Source organism: Stenotrophomonas sp. YJH_SMC_6, from assembly GCF_059371335.1.
Window position 1 is genome coordinate 227,527 of sequence record NZ_JCAFUM010000007.1, and the last position, 19,791, is coordinate 247,317.

The window sequence follows — 19,791 nt, forward strand, 5'->3', positions numbered from 1 at the left end:
CATCGACCCGCCCGTCCGTGCATCGGCATGGGAGATGCCGCGCTGCTTACCAGCCGCGATGGCGACCGCGGTCGTGGTAGTAGCGGTTGTCGTAGTAGCGCTCGCGCTGCCAGCGACGGTCATCACCGCGGTCGTAGTAGCCGCTGCGGTAGTAGCCACGGTCGTAACGGCGATCGTAGCGGTCGTCGTAACGGCGATTGTCGTAGTAACGGCGGTCGCGGCGGTCGGAGGTGGTCAGGTTGCCGATCGCGCCGCCGGCCACGGCACCACCGACGGTGGCCGCAGGATCGCCGTTGGAGAGCAGGTTGCCGGCCACGCCACCGACCACGGCACCGACCAGGGTACGCTTGTCCTTCCTCGACATCGCGCTGGCATCGCTGACCACGGCGACACCGGCCACCAGTGCCAGGGCCATCGCCAGACCACGGAAGCTGAGTGTGGAAGTACTGAGCATGTTCGTTCTCCTGTGAGGTGCATGCCACGCTGGGCAGGGAGGGCGCGGGCGCCCCGGCTGCCGTGGAGACCACGCTGACGTTCCAACATTGCCGGAACATTGCCTGGTCCACCGTGCGGCTTGCGCATTCATCTAGCGGCAGGCGGCATGAAGCAAGGCTGAAAGCGGCCTCGGCCGCTCAGCTGGCAGAAAGGGAAAAGGCCACGCGGACGTGGCCCTCCCTTCTCTGCCAAGGCGTTGCGGGCTCAGACGCCCATCGCCTTCTGCGTCTGGCGGGCCTGTTCCTGCTGCGCGTCCTGCTGCTGGTGCAGCACGTTCGGCGCGCCCTGCACGGCACCGCTGCTGAGCGCGATGCTCTGCTCGCTGGCGGCTCGGGCCTCCACCGCCACGCGGCTGGCCGCCGGGTCACCGATCGTGCCCTGCACGGCAAACAGGCGTTCACCGTTCGGGCTGGGCACCACCGTGTCGATGCGCTGCAGGCCGGCGGCGTGCGCCTCCTTGGTCAGGGCCGCGGCGGCGCTTTCCAGCGCGTGGCGATCCTTGAAGGTGCCGGCCGGCAACAGTTCCAGACCCTTGCTGGCCTGGATGAAGAGCGGATTGCGCGGGTGCCGTTCGTCGTTCAGCAGCGGGCGCTCGCGGGCTTCCTTGATGGCCTCCAGCGTCTTCGCCCCGACAATGCCGTCGGCCACCAGGCCGTTGTCCTTCTGCAGCTGGCGCACCGCCGCGTCGGTGTTGCGGCCGAAGCGGCCATCCTCGACCAGCGGCTTACCATCGGCCCCGACGTAGCCCAGGTGGCCCAGCTGCTCCTGCACCGTGCGCACGCCCTCGCTGTGTGCGCCCTGCTTGTACAGTTCGGCGTGCGGGGTGGCAGCGGCCTTGTGCTCGGCGGCAGGCTTACCCTGGGTCTGCTCATGCGACTGGGTGCGGCTTTCCAGCAGGTCGCGCGCCTTGGACAGCGGATCGGAGGCGTACAGCTTCCAGTTCGGGTGGTCCTTCACCTGCTTGAGGTAGTCCTCGACGGGCATGGTGTGCACGCCTTTGCTGCCGGTGGACTGGCTGATCAGCAGCTTGTCGGTGGTGGGGTCGCGCACCACCATCACGATGTGGTCGATGCCGTTCCAGTGCTCGTGGCGGGTCCTGGCCGTATCCAGGCCGATGATCATGCCTTCCTTCAGCGCACCGGGCTTGAGGATCGCGTCGCGGTCAAGCAGCACGCCGGACTGGTCGAATGCCTTGCGCACGATGCCGCCGGAACCCAGGTTGCCCAGGTCGATACGATCGGCCTTGCTGAAGACCGCATGCCCGGCCTTCTGGTTGATCTCGTCCATGGTGCGGTTCTGCAGCGTGCCGACCCAGCCGGAACAGTCGATGTAACCCTGCTCCACGTTCTTGCCGGTCTTGCCCGGTACGTACAGCGCGTGACCCGGAATGTTGATCGCGTACTTCACGTGGTCGTACTTCACGCCGGCCTCGTAGGCGGCCTGCAGTTCGATGCCCGGTTTCGGTGTGGCAGCCGCCGTTGCGGTTGCCGCCAGCGTGGCTGCACCCGCCGCCACGGCTGCGCTGGCCTGTGCAGGCGCGGCCGGGGCCTGGCTTTGGCCCGGCGCCACCGCCTGCGGTTCGATGTTCTTTTCCGGAATGCTGATCGCCGCGTACTTGTGGATGTAGTAGCTGGAGAACGTCCGCGCCAGGTCGCCATCGTTCATGCCGCGCATCTCGGCCAGGGTGTGGCCGGTCAGCGCCTTCGCGTCGGAACCGATCTGGTTCAGCACGTTGCGGCGCATGTTGATCTCTTCGCCGTGGCCGTTGCGGACCACGCCGAAGGTGCCGGTGGCAATCGCGGTCTGCACCGAGCCATAGCCGGCGCTGCCCTGCTGGTGGGCCAGGTACAGGTCCAGGCCGGTCGGCGTACGGCCTCCGGACAGGTACGGGTGGCCGGTGCGCTCGTTGCGGCGTGCCATCGAGTCCAGGTTGTCCTGGTACATCTTTGCGGCCGCTTCGGTGTTGCGGGTCGGGTCGAACTCGTGGCCGGTCAGGTGGTACTGGCGCGCGGAGCCGGGCACGAACTGGAACAGGCCCTTGGCGCCGGACGAGGTATTGTGGGCGCGCTCGTTGAAGGTGCCGCCGGTCTCGATGTGCGCGAAGCGCATGAAGTCATCGACCGGAAGGCCTTTCTGCCGGGCGACCTGCTCGACGATGTCCAGGACTTCCTTTCTGCTGTAGTCATGCTGTGCCATGACGTTTTCCTCGGGGTTGATGGAGCGGCGCATGCCGCGAATCGCCAACCGGACTCATCCGTGAGTCAAGAACATGTCGGTCAACAGGAAACCCGCGCGTGGGCGGGTGCTATCAGGGCGCGACGTACTGCTGGGTCGCGCTGTCGAAGGTGTAGTGCACGGCGTCGCCGGCACCCAGCGCACGGGGCTTGCCGGGGCCTTCGATGGTGGTGCCCTTGAAGGTCACGGTCAGTCGCGGCAGGCCGTTGCCGTCGGCAGCGAAGGCCAGTTCGCCATCGCTGTCGGTGCAGGGCATCACGTTGCCTTCGTCGCAGGCGGCGCTGTTGTCCTCGCCCGTACGCACCGAGCCGACATAGCGCCAGACCTTGCTGTCCACGTCGTCTTCGCTGCGCTTGGGGTTGAACAGCAGCAGTGCATAGCCGGTGCTGCTGATGCCGCGGTCGAAGCTGCTGGTCGGCACCGCCAGCAGCAGGCGACCGTCGGCGGTGCGATGTTCAAGCGGCTTGCGCCGGGTATCGACATCGTCGGCCTTGTCGTACGCGCCCAGCGCGCCGATGGTCCATTCCTGGCCGCGGAACTTCCATGGCTTCTTCGCGTCGGCGCCGGCCAGCACGAAAGTGGCCTCGGCGAGGTTGGCGCGATCATCCGGACCGGCCGGCGACTGCTCGCCCGGCTTGCCGTAGTGCTCGCGGGTATCCCAGGAGAAACCCGTGTAATACGTGGTGCCATCGAGGGTGAAGGTGTGGCCGAACCAGAAGGTCGCCACGCTGCCGTTCTGGACCTCGTAGGAGGTCGCGCCATCACCGTCCACCTGGTAGGTGAAATACATCACGGTCGGCGCGTCGGGCGGGGTGACGGCGGTGTCGGGAGAGGTGTTCTGCATCGGGGCAACATCCTGTCGGGGCGCATCGGCAGCCTGCACGGGAGCGCCAGGCTGGGAGGACGAGGGGGCCGGATCGGCGGCGCTGCAGGCCGCAGCGGAAAGAGAGACGAGCAGGCACGCCGCGAATGCGCGCAGGGGCCGCAACGGCAGGGTCCAACATGGCTCGGGGGGGTGATGCATGCGCCTCTCCATGGTCAGCGTTGCCGGGCCAGACGGCCGGCAGGAAACCGCACCCCATCCACCTGGGACGGGAGCGAGGACATGAGCCGGTCGATTCCTTCGACCTCGCATTGAAAACCCATGCCGGGTCATCTTGGCACAGAACGACGGCCGGTCAAAGAGGGCGGTGACAGATCCCCTCACAGTGTGATCTGGTTCTCAGATCTTGCCGTCGCGCAGGTAGTCGAACAGTTCGGCGTCGCCCTTCAGGCCCAGTTTGAGCATGGCGTCGCCTTTCTGCCGGCTGATGGTGCTGACGCTCTTGTGCAGCTGCAGCGAGATCTCCTTCACCGTCATGCCGGTGCCGAGCAGCCGCAGCACTTCCACCTCGCGTGGCGACAACGGCTTGCCGTCGCCCTCGCGCATGCGCCAGCTGCCCGCAGCCTCGACCCGCTCACGCAGGCTCCGGCTGATGTAGGGCTGGCCCCGATAGACCGCCTGGATGGCCTGCGGCAGTTCGTCCATCGACGAGCTCTTGTCGACCAGGCCGAGCACGCCGCTGTCGAGCACCATGCGCAGGATCGCCAGGTTGTTGGAGACGCTGAGCATCAGCACCGGCAGGTCGGGGAAGCGGCGGCGGATCATGCCGATCATGGCGAAGCCGTCGGCCTGTGGGCTGCCCGGCATGGAATAGTCGGTCACCAGCAGGTCGCAGGGTTGGCTGCCGAGCAGGGCCATCAGCGCCTGCGCGCTGTCAGCCTCGCCGACCACGCGGCCGACCCCGCTCGATTCGATGACGGCGCGGGTACCGATACGGACCACAGGGTGGTCGTCTGCGATGATGATGCGCAAGCTCATTGCTCTAGTATGGCCACCGGGCAAGCCGGGCCGCGACCATCGCGGCCCTGTCAGGATTCTAGGAGATCGACGCCGATGCGTAGCTGGGCTGTTCGCGGGCTGGTCCTGCTGCTGGCCGTGCTGGTGCTGCCCGTGGCGCTGGCACAGGCAGTGCCCGGGCTGTTGCCGCTCAGTCCCCTGCAGCGCGAGTACCTCGCCGCCCATCCAAGCATCGTCGTGGGCCAGTATGACAGCGGCTGGCCGCCGTTCGAGTCCCTCCGTGATGGCCACCAGGTTGGCCTGGGGCCGGATTATCTGTCGCTTCTCGCCCGTCAGCTGGGTGTGAAGGTCGAGGCGAGGCGTTATTCCGACTGGACATCCGTGCTGGATGCGGCCTGTCGTGGCGAGATCGACGTGGTAATGAATGTCGGTCTCAGTGCCGACCGCACCCAGTGCATGGTCTATACCGCTGCCTATGGCGAGGCGCCGTTGGCGCTGGTGGGGAGGCCGGGCGATCTGCGTGCTTCGAACATGCCCGACCTGGACGGATTGCGGGTGGTCATCGAGCAGGATTTCCTGACCGGACCGCAGGTGCGGGCACGTTTCCCGCGTGCGGTGCAGCTTGTCGCAAACAGCTCATTGGCTGCGCTGCAGATGGTCAGAGACGACAAAGCTGATGTCTACATAGGCAATGCCTACGTTGCCACCGAACTGATCGCACGCCAGCACCTGCAGGGTGTCGTCCTGCTGCGTCCGAGCGACCTGCCCCCCGAACGGATGCACTTCGGCGTTCCCAACAGCAAGCAACCGCTGGCCGAAGCGCTGGACCTGGCGCTGGCCGCGACCAGCCAGGCCCAGCGCGATGCACTGGCACAACGCTGGCTGCCCCTGCCGCAGTGGTCGGCATCGGCGCAGCTGGCGCTCAGCCAGGCCGAGAAGCGGGTTCTGCAACAGCCGTTGAAGATCGGCTTCGCGCCGAACGCCGCCCCATTGTCGTTCGCTGACGAGGATGGCAGGCCCAGCGGCCTGGCCAGCGAGTACCTGGCGCGGCTGATGCAGGCCGGTGCCAACCTGCAGGCGCAGAACAGCCATGACTGGTACGAGGTGCGCGAGAAGGCGCGCCGCGGCGAGTTGCAGGCGGTGATGGGCATTCCGGTCGATTCGCACTATCTGGGCCCGGACTGGGTGTACAGCCAACCCTTCATCAGCGTGCCGAACGTGATCGTCAGCCGCCACGACAGCCCGGCGCTGCTGGGCCTGTCCGACCTCCAGGACAAGCGCGTACTGCTGTCGGATCCGGAGCGCGTACGCGGTTACGTGCTGCAGCAGGCGCCGCAGGCCAGGATCGTCGCCGCGCGCAGTGCCGAACAGGCCATGCAACGCCTGATCGATGGCGAGGCCGACGCCTACGCCTACGTGGGCAATCTGGCCCTGGTCGACCACCTGCTGCGCACGCGTTTCCCGGGGCGCCTGCAGGTTGCCGCGCCCGCGGGCTTCAACGACCAGCTGGCACTGGCCGTGGAGCGCCGGCATGCGGCGCTCGCCACGACCTTCGATCGCTTGCTGCTGCAGATGACGCCACGCGAGCGCGAAGCGCTGCGCGGCGACTGGCTGGCGGTGGAGTACCACAACGGCATCGACTGGCGAAGCACGCTGCGCTGGGGTGTACCGCTGCTGCTGGTGCTGCTGACCGCGCTGCTGGTGCATGGCATCGGCTACTGGCGCCTGCGCCGCGAGGTGGCCGGGCGCCGCCAGCTGGAGCAGCGCCTGGCCGAAGTGACCGACAACCTGCCTGCCGTGGTCTACCAGGCCCGTCGCGAGGTTGATGGCACGCTCCGCTTCCCGTTCATTGCCGGTGACCTCCAGGCGCTGTTCGGGATCACCCGGCAGCAGGCTGAGCAGGACGCCACAATGTTGCTGGAACGCGTCGAAGAGGACGATCGCGCGCGCATCCTGCAGGCGGTCGAACAGGCCGCGCACCAGTTCGCACCGCTCATGCTGGAATTCCGCCTGCGGGGCAATGGAGCAGGCCCGCGTTGGGTGCGCACCCAGGCGCAACCCTATGCCGCCGAAGCCGGTGTGGTGACCTGGAGTGGCTACTGGGTGGATGCCAGCGAGGCTCGTGCACAAGCGGATGCCCTGACCGCAGCCAAGGCCGAGGCCGAGCAGGCGGCCGAGGCGAAATCCCGCTTCCTGGCCACCATGAGCCATGAGATCCGCACGCCGATGAGTGGCGTGCTGGGGATGCTGGAAGTGCTGGCGCACTCACCGCTGGATGCAGAACAGAAACGCATCCTTGGCGTGATCGAGGATTCGGCGCAGATGCTCCGGCAGATCCTTGACGACATCCTTGACTACTCGCGGCTGGAGGCCAACGCATTGCGGCTGGAGCCGGTACCGCAGCCGCTGCGGCCGTTGCTGGAAAGCGTGTGCCGGTTGTTGTCGGCGCAGGCCAGTGCACGTGGGCTGGACCTGCACGTGCAGATTGATCCGCAGCTGGCAGCCGCGCACGAAGTGGATGGCGTGCGCCTGCGCCAGATCGTGTTCAACCTGCTCAGCAACGCCATCAAGTTCACCGTGCGCGGCGAAGTGCGGCTGCAGCTGGAAGTGCTGGGGCCGACCGCCGAAGACGGCAGCCAGCCGCTGTGCCTGAGCGTCACCGATACCGGCATCGGCATCGCACCGGAACAGCTGCAGCACCTGTTTGCGCCGTTTACCCAGGCCGGTGCGTACATCCAGCGCGACCACGGTGGAACCGGCCTGGGCCTGAGCATCTGCCAGCGCCTGGTGCAGATGATGGACGGCGAGCTGGAACTGCACAGCACGCTGGGCGAGGGCACCCGCGCCGAGGTGCGGCTGTCGCTGGTGGAAGCCGGCAGCAGTGATGTTGAAGCGCTGGTCGCCGAGCAGGAACAGGCGGCGCTGCTGCCGCCGGCGCTGCGCCAGGCACGCGTGCTGGTGATCGAAGATCATCCGACCAACCAGGCGATGATGGCCTGGCGGCTGCAGCAACTGGGTGTACCGCATGTGCTGGTCGGCGATGGCCAGCAGGGGCTGGATCGCCTGGCATCGGAGCACTTTGATCTGGTCATTACCGATTGCCGGATGCCGGTACTGGATGGTTTCGCCTTCACCCGCCTGCTGCGCGAACGCGAAGGCCGCAACGGCCAGCCGCGGCTGACCGTACTGGCGCTGACCGCCAGCGTGCTGGACGACGATGCACGTCGTTGCCGTGAAGCCGGGATGGATGAGGTGCTGGCCAAGCCATTGTCATTGGCGACACTGCGCGCGGCACTGCTGCGCTGGTTGCCGCAGGCGCAGGGGCAACGGTTCGAGGAGCCGCTGGCCGAGTCCGCTGCCGTCGATGACAGGACGCTGCCCGATCTGGACAGCCTACAGCGGCGCTTCGGCTCACGTGCGGTGGCCGAGCAGTTGCGCGACAGCCTGCTGCAGGCCAGTGCAGGTGACCTGGCCGCTGTGCAGCGCGCGCTGGAGGCCGGCGACCGTGAGGCTGCCGCGCTGCACCTGCATCGCCAGGCCGGTGGCTTGGGCGCGGTGGGAGCGACGGTGCTGGCCGCGCAGGCCAATGCCCTGGTCGAGCGCCTGCAGGATGCGGCCGAGACCGATCCGGTGCCGTTGTTCACCGCGGTGGCGGCATTCGTGGCGCGGCTGCAACAGCAGTTGCAGCGCCTGGCTCACTGAGCCGACTGCTGCTGCAGGTAGGCGATCACCAGCGCACGGCGTTCGGCGCTGGGGAAGGCGTTGTACATGCGTGTGCCCGGTACAACATGGGTGGGCGACTGCAGGAACGCATCCAGGGTCTGCGCGGACCAGGTGATGTCGGCGCGGCGCATGCCGTCGGAATAGCCGTAGTCGGGCAGGCTGCCGGCGCGCCGGCCGATCACGCCGTGCAGGTTCGGGCCGAAGCGGTGGATGCCGCCAGGCTGCACGGTGTGGCAGCCGGCACACAACTCGAACGCGCGTTGCATGGCCTGCTGCTGCGCCTGTTCCGGCGTGGCGGGCGCTGCAGGCGGGCGCTGGCAGGCCGTGGCGGCCAGGGCCACGGCAACAGCGATGAGCAGGAATGATGCACGCATGGGCGGGCAGGATAGCGGTGCGTGGCAAGCGACGGGCTGCGACGCTCGGTCGCAGCCCGTGGCGTTCACATGCCCGAGTAGTTCGGGCCGCCGCCGCCCTGCGGGGTCACCCACACGATGTTCTGGGTGGGGTCCTTGATGTCGCAGGTCTTGCAGTGCACGCAGTTCTGCGCGTTGATCTGCAGGCGCGCGCTGTCGGCTTCGCCGACGAACTCGTACACGCCGGCCGGGCAGTAGCGCGCTTCCGGGCCTGCGTACTCGGCCAGGTTCACCTTCACCGGAATGCTCGGGTCCTTCAGCGTCAGGTGGCTGGGCTGGTTCTCGTCGTGGTTGGTGCTGCTCAGGAACACCGAGCTGAGCCGGTCGAAGGTCAGCACGCCATCCGGCTTCGGGTAGGCGATGCGGGTGTGCTTGGCGGCCGGTTCCAGGCAGGCGTGGTCGGGCTGGGTGCGGTGCAGGGTCCACGGCGGGTTGCGCACGCCCAGCTTGGGAAGCAGCCACTGCTCCACGCCGGTCATCAGCGTGGCCACGGTCTGGCCCTTCTTGAACCACTGCTTGAAGTTCTTGGCCTGCTGCAGTTCGGTGAACAGCCAGCTGGCTTCGAACGCCGTCGGGTAGGCACTCAGTTCATCGTGCTGGCGGTCGGCGGCCAGTGCATCGAACGCGGCGTCGGCACACAGCATGCCGGTCTTGATCGCGGCGTGGCTGCCCTTGATGCGGCTGGCGTTGAGGTAGCCGGCCTCGCAGCCGACCAGCGCGCCACCGGGGAACACGGTCTTCGGCAGCGACAGCAGACCGCCGGCAGTGATCGCGCGCGCGCCGTAGCCGATGCGGGTGCCGCCTTCCAGGTGCTTGCGGATGGACGGGTGGGTCTTGAAGCGCTGGAACTCTTCAAACGGGCTCAGCCACGGGTTCCTGTAGTCCAGGCCGACCACGTAGCCGATGGCGACCTTGCCGCCGTCGGCGTGGTACAGGAACGCGCCGCCGTAGGTGTCGCTGTCCAGCGGCCAGCCGGCGGCATGCACCACCAGGCCCGGCTCATGCTTGGCCGGGTCGATCTGCCACAGCTCCTTGACGCCGATGCCGTAGGCCTGCGGATCCTTGCCTTCGTCGAGTTTGTAGCGGGCGATCAGCTGGCGGCCCAGGTGGCCGCGTGCGCCTTCGGCGAAGATCGTGTACCTGGCGTGCAGCGCCATGCCGCGCTCGAAGGCCGGGCCGATGCTGCCGTCCTTCTCGATGCCCATGTCGCCGGTCGCCACGCCGATCACTTCACCGTTGTCGCCATACAGCACTTCGGCGGCGGCAAAGCCCGGGAAGATCGCTACTTCCAGCGCCTCGGCCTGCTGCGCCAGCCAGCGGGTCACTTCGCCCAGGCTGATGATGTAGTTGCCTTCGTTGTGGAAGCACTCCGGCAGCAGCGCGTTGGGCGTGCTGCGTGCGCCGGTTTCGCTGAGGAACAGGAATTCGTCGCGGGTGACCTTCTGCTTCAGCGGTGCGCCACGCTCGGCCCAGTCCGGGAACAGTTCGGTCAGCGCGCGCGGATCCATCACCGCGCCGGACAGCACGTGCGCGCCTGGTTCGGACCCCTTCTCCAGCACGCACACCGACAATTCGCGGCCGGCTTCGATCGCGCGCTGGCGCAGGCGGATCGCGGTGGCCAGGCCGGCGGGGCCGGCGCCGACGATCACCACGTCGAATTCCATTACTTCACGCGGGGGCAGGGCGTTGGCTTCAGCGCTCATCGATTGCATGACTCGTGGGTAGGGCCGGCATCGGGGCCACCGGCGGTGCCTGGGAATCGCGCGTGCGGCCACGGGCGAAACGGTTGTTTGAATGTGTCAGGGTACCGGGACGCGCGTGATCGAGCTAGATCGCCGATGTTCACGTCATGATTGCTGCGGTGCAGCGTAATGCTCGTGGCCGGGTAGGTGCCAACCTTGGTTGGCACATTGTTTCACCGCCCGGACCTGCATCCGTGTGGACCAAGGTCCACACCTACCAGACGCGATGCTTGCGGATGACCGACAATGGCCCGGTCCTGACTGCGCGTGAGTGCCATGGCTTTGCATCCGTACGATCTGTTCGATGTCCGTTCCCTGCTCAACGAGGAAGAGCGCGCGGTGCAGGAGAGCGTCGCCCGTTTCACCAACGAGCGCGTGCTGCCGATCATCGGCGATGCCTTCGACCAGGCCCGCTTCCCCGATGAACTGGTGCCGGAGATCGCGTCACTGGGCCTGCTCGGTGCGACCCTGCCGACCGAGTACGGCGGTGGTGGCCTCGGCGCGGTCAGCTACGGCCTGATCTGCCAGGAGCTGGAGCGCGGCGATTCGGGCCTGCGCAGCTTCGTCTCGGTGCAGAGCTCGCTGTGCATGTACCCGATCTACGCCTATGGCAGCGAGGAACAGCGCCAGCAGTGGCTGCCGGCGATGGCGCGCGGCGAACTGATCGGCTGCTTCGGCCTGACCGAGGCGCATGGGGGTTCCGATCCGGCCAGCATGAAGACCCGCGCGGTGCGTGACGGCAGCGACTGGCGCATCAGCGGCAGCAAGATGTGGATCACCAGCGGCCCGGTGGCCGACCTGGCCATCGTCTGGGCGCAGACCGAGGACGGCATCCAGGGTTTCGTGCTGGAAAAGGGCATGGCCGGCTTCACCACGCAGGAGATCAAGCACAAGATGAGCCTGCGCGCATCGCTGACCGGGGCGCTGTTCTTCGATGACGTGCGCGTGCCTGACAGCCACCGGCTGCCGAACGTGAAGGGCCTGAAGGGGCCGCTGGGCTGCCTGACCCAGGCCCGCTATGGCATCAGCTGGGGCCCGATCGGTGCGGCGATTGCCTGCCTGGATGAAGCACTGGGTTATGCCAAGGAGCGCGTGCTGTTCGGTCGCCCGCTGGCGGCCACGCAGAGCGCGCAGATCAAGCTGGCCGAGATGGCCCGCCGCATCACCACCGCGCAGCTGCTGGCCCTGCAGCTGGGCCGCCTGAAGGAAGCCGGCCAGCTGCAGCCGCAGCAGGTCAGCCTGGCCAAGTGGAACAACTGCCGCATGGCGATCGACATCGCCCGCGAATGCCGTGACCTGCTGGGTGGCGCCGGCATCACCACCGAACACGTGGCGATCCGCCACGCGCTGAACCTCGAATCGGTGATCACCTATGAAGGCACCGAGACCGTGCACCAGCTGGTGATCGGCCGCGAACTGACCGGCATCAACGCGTTCTGAGTGCACCGGTAGTGCCGGCCGCTGGCCGGCATTGAGTTGGTAGTGCCGGCCGCTGGCCGGCATTGCCCAGTAGCGTATTCGCAGGCGAGCGATCGGTGTACCGAACCGCGCACCGTACCGAGATGGGTTCAAGGACAGCCTGTACCGCGCGGCTGTTGGGTCCGCCTTGAAGCGAGCCGAGCACCGCAGGTCCGGCGGGGGCGAAGAGGCGCGGGTGTCTGAGCGCAGCGAGTTCCGCGCCGTCCCCCGGCGGGCCGAGGAGCGCAGGGCACCGGTGCGCAGCACCGGCTCGCGGATGGCGGCGCGTTTCTTTTGGTTACTTTTCTTTCCGCGCGGAAAGAAAAGTAACGCCCATGAACGCATGCGCCCGCCACAGCAACGACCAGGCAGAAGAGAGACGCGTGGCGTTACGCGCCGCCGGCAAACCCATGCTGCCGCCACGCTTCGTACATCACCACGGCAACGGTGTTGGAAAGATTGAGGCTGCGGTTGTCCGGCCGCATCGGCAGGCGCAGGCGGCGGCCATCGGGCAAGGCATCGAGCACGTCCTGCGGCAGGCCGCGGCTTTCCGGGCCGAACAGGAAGGCATCACCGTCTTCGAACGCCACGCTGTCATAGCGGACGCTGGCACGCGTACTGAGGGCGAACAACCGCTTCGGTGCGATCCGCGCCAGCGCGGTGTCCAGGTCGGGGTGCACCTGCAGGCGCGAATACTCGTGGTAGTCCAGGCCGGCGCGCTTGAGCTGCTTGTCTTCCAGTGCGAAGCCGAGCGGCTCGACCAGGTGCAGCTGCGCGCCGGTGTTGGCGCAGAGCCGGATCACATTGCCCGTGTTGGGCGGGATTTCCGGTTGGAACAGGATCACGTGGAACTGGGGCGCGGCATTCATCGGCGCAGTGTACCTGCGACGACCGCCGCCTTTACGGCGCACGCCCTGCGCGAGGCAGGGCGGCACCGCTTACGGGCGCAGCAGGACCTGGGCGGTTTCGGTGGCCAGGGCCTGCAGGTCGGCGGCGCTCGGACGCACCTGCAGGGCCGGCAGGTTGACGATCACCTGGTTGGCGACGCTGGTGGCGGCGGCAGCCAGGGTCGCGGCGTAGCGCTGGGCTTCCAGTTCGGCGGCCAGGGCGACGCGCTGTTCCAGGCTCGGGCGCACTTCCACCGAGGCCAGGGTGGTGATCGGCATCGCGGCGGCGACCGGGGCGGCGACGTAGCCGCTGCGCTCGGCCAGCTGGTCGGCACTTGGGCGCACTTCCACGGTGGCCAGGGTCGGGATGCCGCTGGCCTGTTCCCAGGCCTGCTGGGCCAGCTGGTCGGCGGCCGGGCGAACCTGCACGGTGGACAGGGTCTTGATGGATTCGGAGGCCTGCACCGACGAAACAACCGCGGTGCCGGCGATCAGGGCGATGGCGATGGCAATGGTCTTGGCGTTCATGACGGGGCCTGTTTAGTGTTGGTGATCAGTGGTGTGGTAGTAAGGTAGTACACCAATTCTGGGCTTGCAAGGAAAATTTTCGATTTCCTGCGTTTGTTCAGTCTTCAGTCAGCTTTTGTCTGAAGCCCTTCCTGGTGCAGGAAGTACCAAGCAATCCCCGTGCCAACTTTTAATTATTGATTTGCAAGGGTTTTATGGTCATCGAAAAGTGTCCGGCGGGCGGACACCTGTCCATTCGATGTGCTGCGGACACTGTCCGGACGTTGCTGGCGGGTGCTTGTGACGGCTCGGACAGGGCAGATCGGCGCTGCGGATGGCGCACAGGGGCAAACACCCCCAGTGACTGGCGACCGATTCCTGCCGTTGCGCGCGCACGCTAGGATCGGGGTTCACCTATGTGACCAAGGATCCGGATATGTCTCTCGCCCTTCGCCCGCGCACTGCGCTGCTGGCCGTTGCCCTCAGCACCGCCCTGGGCACGCTTGTGCCTTCCCATGCGTTGGCGGCAAAGCCGGCCGCACCGGCCAAGGTCGATATCCCGTATGAGCAGTTCACCCTGCCCAACGGCCTGCGCGTGATCGTGCACACCGATCGCAAGGCGCCGATCGTCGCGGTCAACGTCTGGTATCACGTCGGCAGCAAGGACGAACCGGCCGGCCGCACCGGCTTCGCGCACCTGTTCGAACACCTGATGTTCCAGGGCAGCGAAAACCACGACGGCGAATTCTTCGAGCCGTTCAAGCAGGTCGGCGCCACCAACCAGAACGGCACCACCAATACCGATCGCACCAACTACTTCGAGAACGTGCCCACCACTGCGCTGGACATGGCGCTGTGGATGGAATCGGACCGCATGGGCCATCTGGTCGGTGCGATCGACCAGGCGGCGCTGGACGAGCAGCGTGGCGTGGTGCAGAACGAGAAGCGCCAGGGCGAGAACCAGCCCTACGGCCAGGCCTGGGACCAGCTCAACAAGGCGCTGTATCCAGTTGGCCACCCGTACCACCACGGCGTGATCGGTTCGATGAACGATCTGAACGCGGCGTCGCTGGATGACGTGAAGACCTGGTTCCGCACCTGGTACGGCCCGAACAACGCCGTGCTGGTGCTGGCTGGCGACATCGACCTGGCCACCGCCAAGGAAAAGGTTGGCAAGTACTTCGGCAGCATCCCGGCCGGCCCGACCATGGCGCAGCCGGCGGTGAACGTGGCCAAGCGCAGCACCGATACGCGCGAGACGATGACCGACAAGGTGCCGCAGGCGCGTATCTACCGCGCCTGGAACGTGCCGCAGGTCGGTACCACCGAGGTCGATCAGCTGCAGCTGTTCGCGCAGGTACTGGGCGGCGCCAAGTCCTCGCGGCTGAGCCAGCGCCTGCAGCACCAGGACAAGCTGGTGGACAGCATCGCGGCAGGCCTGTCGACGTCGCAGCTGGGTTCGAACTTCGTGATCATGGCGACGGTCAAGCAGGGCCAGGACCCTGCCAAGGTCGAGAAGATCATCGACGAGGAACTGGACCGGCTGATCAAGCAGGGCCCGACCGCGGCCGAGCTGGAACGCGCCAAGACCGGTGCCCGCGCCGGTTTCATCCGCGGCATCGAACGCATCGGCGGCTTCGGCGGCAAGGCCGACGCACTGGCCGAGTGCGCGGTGTTCACCGGCGACCCGGGCTGCTTCCGCACCTCGCTGGCCAACATCGAGAAGGCCAGTGCTGCTGATCTGAGCCGTCTGGGCGCGCAGTGGCTGGACAAGGGCAGCCACACCCTGGTGATTGCACCGGGTGAGCGCGTGGCGCTGAAGGAAGACCCGAGCCAGGCGCCGAAGCCGTTCAACGTGCCGGCGGTGGACCCCAAGTACAGCACGCTGCCCGAGCAGGTGGACCGCAAGGCCGGCGTACCGCAGACCCGCGAGTTCCCGCAGCTGAAGTTCCCGGCGCTGCAGCGCGCCACGCTGAAGAACGGCACCCAGGTGATCCTGGCCGAGCGCCACGAGATTCCGGTGGTGCAGTTCAGCTACCAGTTCCCGGGTGGCTTCAGCGCCGACCAGGGCCGCAAGCCGGGCACCGCCAACTTCACCATGAGCCTGATGACCGAAGGCGCCGGCAAGCTCGGCTCGCTGGCCTTCGCCGATGCCGCAGACGCACTGGGCGCCAGCTTGGATGCCTCGGCCGGCCTGGACTCCATGAGCGTGGACCTGTCGGCGCTGAAGGAAAACCTGGCACCGTCGCTGGCGCTGTATCGGGACCTGCTGCGCGAACCGCGCTTCGAGCAGGGCGAGATCGACCGGGTCAAGGCGAGCTGGATTGCCGGCATCCAGCAGGAGAAGGTCAACCCGGGTGCGGTGGCGATGCGCGTGCTGCCGCCGCTGCTGTACGGCAAGGGCCACCCGTATGCCATTCCGTTCACCGGCAGCGGTGACGAAGCAGCGATCAACGGCCTGACCCGCGAAGACCTGGTCGACTTCCACCACGACTGGCTGCGGCCGCAGAACGGCACCCTGATCGTGGTCGGTGACACCACCCTGGCCGAGATCGTGCCGCTGCTGGACAAGCAGCTGGGCGACTGGAAGGCTGCGGGCGACGCCCCGCAGGTGAAGGCCGCCACCGATGTGGCATTGCCGAAGGGCCCGCGCGTGTTCCTGATCGACCAGCCGGGTGCGGTGCAGGCCAACCTGTTCGCAGGGCAGGTGGTGGCGCCGTCCAGCGCCACCAGCTCGACCCGCTTCGATATTGCCAACGGCGTGATCGGCGGCGACTTCACCTCGCGCCTGAACATGAACCTGCGTGAGGACAAGCACTGGTCATACGGTGCGCGCAGCAGCGCGATCAACTCGGTGGGCCAGCGCCCGTGGATGGCCAGCGCGCCGGTGCAGATCGACAAGACCGGCCCGGCGATGGCGGAAATGCGCAAGGAAATCGCCGCGTTCGCCGATGGCAGCAAGCCGGCCACCGCCGCCGAGGTCAACCGCATCCGCAACATCCAGACCCTCAGCCTGCCCGGTGCCTACGAGACCGCCAGCGCGGTCGCCTCGACCATCGGTTCGATCGTGCAGTTCAAGCGTCCGGACGACTACGTGCTGCGTCGCAAGGCCGAGATCGAGGCGATGACCCCGGCGCAGGTGCAGCAGGCCGCCGCCGAGATCAAGCCACAGGCGCTGACCTGGGTGGTGGTGGGTGATCTCAAGCAGACCGAAGCGGCCGTGCGTGCGCTGAACCTGGGCGAGGTGACGGTGATCGACGCCGAAGGCAACCCGGTCAAGAAATGAGGGATGCGCCTGCCCGCCCCCGCGGGCAGGCCTCCCCAGGTAGTGCCGGCCGCTGGCCGGCAACGCCGTGACCCGAAGGCGGGGTCACAACCCCCTGCGGGGGATCCGTTCCCCCACCGGCTACCCCCGATTCAGGCGGTTCAGGCAGAATCCCTCCATACCCTTCCAGGATCTGCCCATGCGCGTTCTGCTGCTTTCCTCCCTGCTGCTCACCGTCACCGCCTGTACCTGGGTGCCGATCGAACCGGCCGGCAAGGCGACCCGCGTGCTGCCGGCAGGCCCGGTTCCCGCTGGCTGCATTGCCAAGGGCGAGGTGGTGGTGACCGTGAAGAGCAAGGTCGGCTTCTACAACCGCAACCCGCTGCGCGTGCAGGAAGAGCTGGAAACCCTGGCCCGCAACGAGGCCCCGAGCGCCGGCGCCAATGCCGTGCAGGCCGCCGCGGCCCCGGCCGATGGCAGCCAGCGCTTCGCCGCATTCCAGTGCCCGCCGCGCTGAACGCTTCACCATACGGCCAAGGCTGAATTCGTAAAGATGCGGTGAAGGCCCCGGGGGTTATAGAATAGCGCCCCCTTTTGCCTGAGCCTTGGCGCTAACCTCGATGCTCTTCAAGAATGTCTCGATCGCCGGCCTGGCACACGTCGACGCGCCGCATACGCTGACCACAAAGGAAATCAACGAACGCCTGCAGCCGACGTTGGATCGCCTGGGTATCCGCACCGACGTGCTCGGCGACATCGCCGGCATCCACGCGCGCCGCCTGTGGGACAACGGCGTGCTGGCGTCCGACGCTGCCACCATGGCAGGCCGCAAGGCACTGGAAGACGCAGGCATCAATGCGACGCAGGTTGGCCTGCTGGTCAACACCTCGGTCAGCCGCGACTACCTGGAGCCGTCCACGGCTTCCATCGTCTCGGGCAACCTCGGCGTCAGCGACGAGTGCATGACCTTCGACGTCGCCAATGCCTGCCTGGCCTTCATCAACGGCATGGACATCGCCGCGCGCATGATCGAGCGCGGTGACATCGACTACGCGCTGGTGGTGGACGGCGAGACCGCCAACCTGGTGTACGAGAAGACCCTGGAGCGCATGACCGCCCCGGACGTCACCGCCGACGATTTCCGCAACGAGCTGGCCGCCCTGACCACCGGTTCGGGTGCCGCGGCGATGGTGATGGCGCGCTCGGAGCTGGTGCCGGACGCGCCGCGCTACAAGGGCGGCGTGACGCGCTCGGCCACCGAGTGGAACCAGCTGTGCCTGGGCAACCTGGACCGCATGGTCACCGACACCCGCCTGCTGCTGATCGAAGGCATCAAGCTGGCACAGAAGACCTTCAGCGCCGCCAAGATCGCACTCGGCTGGGCCGTGGAAGAGCTCGACCAGTTCGTGATCCACCAGGTCAGCCAGCCGCACACCGCGGCGTTCATCAAGAACTTCGGCATCGACCCGAAGAAGGTGATGACCATCTTCGGCGAGCACGGCAACATCGGCCCGGCCTCGGTGCCGATCGTGCTGAGCAAGCTCAAGCAGCTGGGCAAGCTGAAGAAGGGCGATCGCATCGCGCTTCTGGGTATCGGCTCGGGCCTGAACTGCTCGATGGCTGAAGTGGTCTGGTAAAAGAGTCACCGCTGACCTGCTGCACGACGGGCAGCGATGATTTTTCCAAGTGTTCAAGGGCCGGTTTACCGGCCCTTTCTACAGGTGCGATCCGATGTCCCAGCTTCCCGGTTACCCCGCCCACCCGCAGCGCTTCGAGGTACGCCCCGGCCTGTCGATGAACTATCTCGACGAAGGCCCGCGCGACGGCGAGGTGGTGGTGATGGTGCATGGCAACCCGTCGTGGAGCTATTACTGGCGCACGCTGGTCGCCGGCCTGTCGGACACGTACCGCTGCATCGTGCCGGACCACATCGGCATGGGCCTGTCGGACAAGCCCGATGACAGCCGCTACGAGTACACGCTGCAGTCGCGCGTTGACGACCTCGATGCGCTGCTCAAGCATCTGGGCATCACCGGCCCGGTGACCCTGGCGGTGCACGACTGGGGCGGCATGATCGGTTTCGGCTGGGCGCTGTCGCACCACGACCAGGTCAAGCGCCTGGTGGTGCTCAATACCGCTGCATTCCCGATGCCGGCGGCGAAGAAGATGCCGTGGCAGATCGCGCTGGGCCGCCACTGGAAGATCGGCGAGTGGATCATCCGGACCTTCAACGCGTTCTCCTCCGGTGCCTCGTGGCTGGGCGTGGAGCGGAAGATGCCGGCCGACGTGCGCCGCGCCTACGTGTCGCCTTACAACAGCTGGGCCAACCGCATCAGCACCATCCGCTTCATGCAGGACATCCCGCTGTCGCCGGCCGACAAGGCGTGGTCGCTGCTGGAGCGTGCCGGCAAGGCGCTGCCGTCGTTCGCCGACCGGCCGGCCTTCCTCGGCTGGGGCCTGCGCGACTTCGTGTTCGACCACCACTTCCTGAAGGGCTTCCAGGCCGCGCTGCCGCGGGCCCAGGTACACGCGTTCGAGGACGCCGGCCACTACGTGCTGGAAGACAAGCACGAGGTGCTGGTGCCGGAGATCCGCGCGTTCCTGGACGCCAACCCGATCTGATCGGTGTGCCGACCAACGGTCGGCACCCACCCCTTCCTCTTCCGGTGGGTGCCGACCGTGGGTCGGCACACCCGAAGGGTTGATGAGGTTGCCGGCCAGCGGCCGGCACTACCATTACGCGGCGACCGGCGCCTGCGGCGGCGAGGAAGGGCTGTTGCCGTTGTCGTCCGGATGGTCGTCGTCATTGTCGGCGTCATCGCGCCAGCGCCAGTCGGCCGGCGTCAACGGATCCAGGCCATAGGCGATGCGCGCCTTGTCGCACTGCGGGCTGGCCTTGCCGTACTCCCACGATGCATCCACCTCGCGGCACACGCTGGGCCGGTTGGGATGGATGGTGCAGCGTGAATACACGCCGATCTGCGCATCCAGCGCCACGCAGCGCACCGGCTTGGAATGGGTGCCGCGCATGCACAGGCGGTGCGGGTCCAGCACCTCGGTGAGCTGGTGCGGCACGCCGCCGGGGGTGACCTCGTCTGATTCCATCCAGTGGAAGGCCACGCGGTACTGGGTGCAGCAGGCGCCGCAGGTCATGCAGGGATGTTGCATGGGCAAGCCGCCTCGGGCGGCAGTCGGAATCAGGAACGAGGGTGCGGATTTTCCACGA

15 protein-coding genes are annotated in these 19,791 nt (G+C 67.2%); 6 read left to right on the top strand and 9 right to left on the bottom strand.

Annotated elements, in window-relative coordinates:
• Positions 1-46: 46 nt before the first annotated feature.
• From AC5P9N_RS10300 to AC5P9N_RS10315, 4 genes are all read right to left on the bottom strand, one after another.
• On the bottom strand, positions 47-454 hold the full coding sequence (locus AC5P9N_RS10300; RefSeq protein WP_014645533.1) for a glycine zipper 2TM domain-containing protein: 408 nt from the start codon (positions 452-454) through the stop codon (positions 47-49).
• Between the two features lie 245 nt (positions 455-699).
• Positions 700-2,691 carry a peptidoglycan-binding protein gene (locus tag AC5P9N_RS10305; protein WP_099485238.1) on the bottom strand — a complete coding sequence of 664 codons (1,992 nt, stop codon included), beginning with the start codon at positions 2,689-2,691 and terminating at the stop codon, positions 700-702.
• 112 nt (positions 2,692-2,803) lie between these two features.
• Positions 2,804-3,574, bottom strand: coding sequence for a hypothetical protein (locus tag AC5P9N_RS10310; RefSeq protein WP_060380665.1), 771 nt, complete (start codon positions 3,572-3,574; stop codon positions 2,804-2,806).
• Between the two features lie 378 nt (positions 3,575-3,952).
• Positions 3,953-4,591, bottom strand: coding sequence for a response regulator (locus tag AC5P9N_RS10315; RefSeq protein ID WP_005407620.1), 639 nt, complete (start codon positions 4,589-4,591; stop codon positions 3,953-3,955).
• Positions 4,592-4,666: 75 nt separating this feature from the next.
• On the opposite strand from AC5P9N_RS10315, the gene AC5P9N_RS10320 reads away from it, so the two are divergent.
• Positions 4,667-8,272 (top strand): ATP-binding protein, encoded by a 3,606-nt coding sequence (locus tag AC5P9N_RS10320; RefSeq protein WP_495223827.1) that lies wholly within the window; start codon positions 4,667-4,669, stop codon positions 8,270-8,272.
• Here AC5P9N_RS10320 and AC5P9N_RS10325 read toward each other — a convergent pair.
• Both AC5P9N_RS10325 and AC5P9N_RS10330 read right to left on the bottom strand, forming a co-directional pair.
• A complete protein-coding gene (locus tag AC5P9N_RS10325; RefSeq protein WP_005407622.1) occupies positions 8,266-8,667 on the bottom strand; it encodes a c-type cytochrome in 402 nt (133 codons plus the stop codon). The two genes, AC5P9N_RS10320 and AC5P9N_RS10325, sit on opposite strands and share 7 nt — an antisense overlap.
• Before the next feature lie 65 nt (positions 8,668-8,732).
• Positions 8,733-10,409, bottom strand: a complete 1,677-nt coding sequence (locus tag AC5P9N_RS10330) for an electron transfer flavoprotein-ubiquinone oxidoreductase (RefSeq protein WP_099485217.1) — start codon at positions 10,407-10,409, stop codon at positions 8,733-8,735.
• Positions 10,410-10,724: 315 nt separating this feature from the next.
• Between AC5P9N_RS10330 and AC5P9N_RS10335 the strand changes: the two genes are divergently transcribed.
• Positions 10,725-11,888, top strand: coding sequence for an acyl-CoA dehydrogenase family protein (locus AC5P9N_RS10335; protein ID WP_024956299.1), 1,164 nt, complete (start codon positions 10,725-10,727; stop codon positions 11,886-11,888).
• 407 nt (positions 11,889-12,295) lie between these two features.
• On the opposite strand, the gene AC5P9N_RS10340 is transcribed toward AC5P9N_RS10335, so the two are convergent.
• The gene (locus AC5P9N_RS10340; protein WP_005407625.1) at positions 12,296-12,775 is read right to left on the bottom strand and encodes a tRNA (cytidine(34)-2'-O)-methyltransferase; all 480 of its coding nucleotides are present in this window, start codon (positions 12,773-12,775) and stop codon (positions 12,296-12,298) included.
• Positions 12,776-12,844: 69 nt separating this feature from the next.
• Entirely contained in the window at positions 12,845-13,321 is a 477-nt protein-coding gene (locus tag AC5P9N_RS10345; RefSeq protein WP_005407626.1) for an XAC0231 family protein, read from the bottom strand.
• Between the two features lie 415 nt (positions 13,322-13,736).
• Between AC5P9N_RS10345 and AC5P9N_RS10350 the strand changes: the two genes are divergently transcribed.
• The 4 genes from AC5P9N_RS10350 (at position 13,737) to AC5P9N_RS10365 (ending at position 19,187) form a co-directional block, all read left to right on the top strand.
• Positions 13,737-16,586 (top strand): M16 family metallopeptidase, encoded by a 2,850-nt coding sequence (locus tag AC5P9N_RS10350; protein ID WP_062606354.1) that lies wholly within the window; start codon positions 13,737-13,739, stop codon positions 16,584-16,586.
• A 178-nt stretch (positions 16,587-16,764) separates the two neighbouring features.
• Positions 16,765-17,082, top strand: coding sequence for a DUF4156 domain-containing protein (locus AC5P9N_RS10355; protein ID WP_005407628.1), 318 nt, complete (start codon positions 16,765-16,767; stop codon positions 17,080-17,082).
• 103 nt (positions 17,083-17,185) lie between these two features.
• Complete coding sequence (locus AC5P9N_RS10360) at positions 17,186-18,202, top strand: 3-oxoacyl-ACP synthase III (protein WP_049429808.1); 1,017 nt, start codon at positions 17,186-17,188, stop codon at positions 18,200-18,202.
• A 94-nt stretch (positions 18,203-18,296) separates the two neighbouring features.
• Positions 18,297-19,187, top strand: coding sequence for an alpha/beta fold hydrolase (locus tag AC5P9N_RS10365; protein WP_088435791.1), 891 nt, complete (start codon positions 18,297-18,299; stop codon positions 19,185-19,187).
• A 114-nt stretch (positions 19,188-19,301) separates the two neighbouring features.
• Here the strand turns inward: AC5P9N_RS10365 and AC5P9N_RS10370 are convergent, their stop codons facing one another.
• Positions 19,302-19,733, bottom strand: a complete 432-nt coding sequence (locus tag AC5P9N_RS10370; protein WP_005407630.1) for a YkgJ family cysteine cluster protein — start codon at positions 19,731-19,733, stop codon at positions 19,302-19,304.
• Positions 19,734-19,791: the final 58 nt, after the last annotated feature.

Bases quoted from the DNA above. Each gene is read 5' to 3' on its own strand.
- AC5P9N_RS10300 (WP_014645533.1), bottom strand. From the start codon at position 454: ATGCTCAGTACTTCCACACTCAGCTTCCGTGGTCTGGCGATGGCCCTG.
- AC5P9N_RS10305 (WP_099485238.1), bottom strand. From the start codon at position 2,691: ATGGCACAGCATGACTACAGCAGAAAGGAAGTCCTGGACATCGTCGAG.
- AC5P9N_RS10310 (WP_060380665.1), bottom strand. From the start codon at position 3,574: ATGCAGAACACCTCTCCCGACACCGCCGTCACCCCGCCCGACGCGCCG.
- AC5P9N_RS10315 (WP_005407620.1), bottom strand. From the start codon at position 4,591: ATGAGCTTGCGCATCATCATCGCAGACGACCACCCTGTGGTCCGTATC.
- AC5P9N_RS10320 (WP_495223827.1), top strand. From the start codon at position 4,667: ATGCGTAGCTGGGCTGTTCGCGGGCTGGTCCTGCTGCTGGCCGTGCTG.
- AC5P9N_RS10325 (WP_005407622.1), bottom strand. From the start codon at position 8,667: ATGCGTGCATCATTCCTGCTCATCGCTGTTGCCGTGGCCCTGGCCGCC.
- AC5P9N_RS10330 (WP_099485217.1), bottom strand. From the start codon at position 10,409: ATGAGCGCTGAAGCCAACGCCCTGCCCCCGCGTGAAGTAATGGAATTC.
- AC5P9N_RS10335 (WP_024956299.1), top strand. From the start codon at position 10,725: ATGGCTTTGCATCCGTACGATCTGTTCGATGTCCGTTCCCTGCTCAAC.
- AC5P9N_RS10340 (WP_005407625.1), bottom strand. From the start codon at position 12,775: ATGAATGCCGCGCCCCAGTTCCACGTGATCCTGTTCCAACCGGAAATC.
- AC5P9N_RS10345 (WP_005407626.1), bottom strand. From the start codon at position 13,321: ATGAACGCCAAGACCATTGCCATCGCCATCGCCCTGATCGCCGGCACC.
- AC5P9N_RS10350 (WP_062606354.1), top strand. From the start codon at position 13,737: ATGTCTCTCGCCCTTCGCCCGCGCACTGCGCTGCTGGCCGTTGCCCTC.
- AC5P9N_RS10355 (WP_005407628.1), top strand. From the start codon at position 16,765: ATGCGCGTTCTGCTGCTTTCCTCCCTGCTGCTCACCGTCACCGCCTGT.
- AC5P9N_RS10360 (WP_049429808.1), top strand. From the start codon at position 17,186: ATGCTCTTCAAGAATGTCTCGATCGCCGGCCTGGCACACGTCGACGCG.
- AC5P9N_RS10365 (WP_088435791.1), top strand. From the start codon at position 18,297: ATGTCCCAGCTTCCCGGTTACCCCGCCCACCCGCAGCGCTTCGAGGTA.
- AC5P9N_RS10370 (WP_005407630.1), bottom strand. From the start codon at position 19,733: ATGCAACATCCCTGCATGACCTGCGGCGCCTGCTGCACCCAGTACCGC.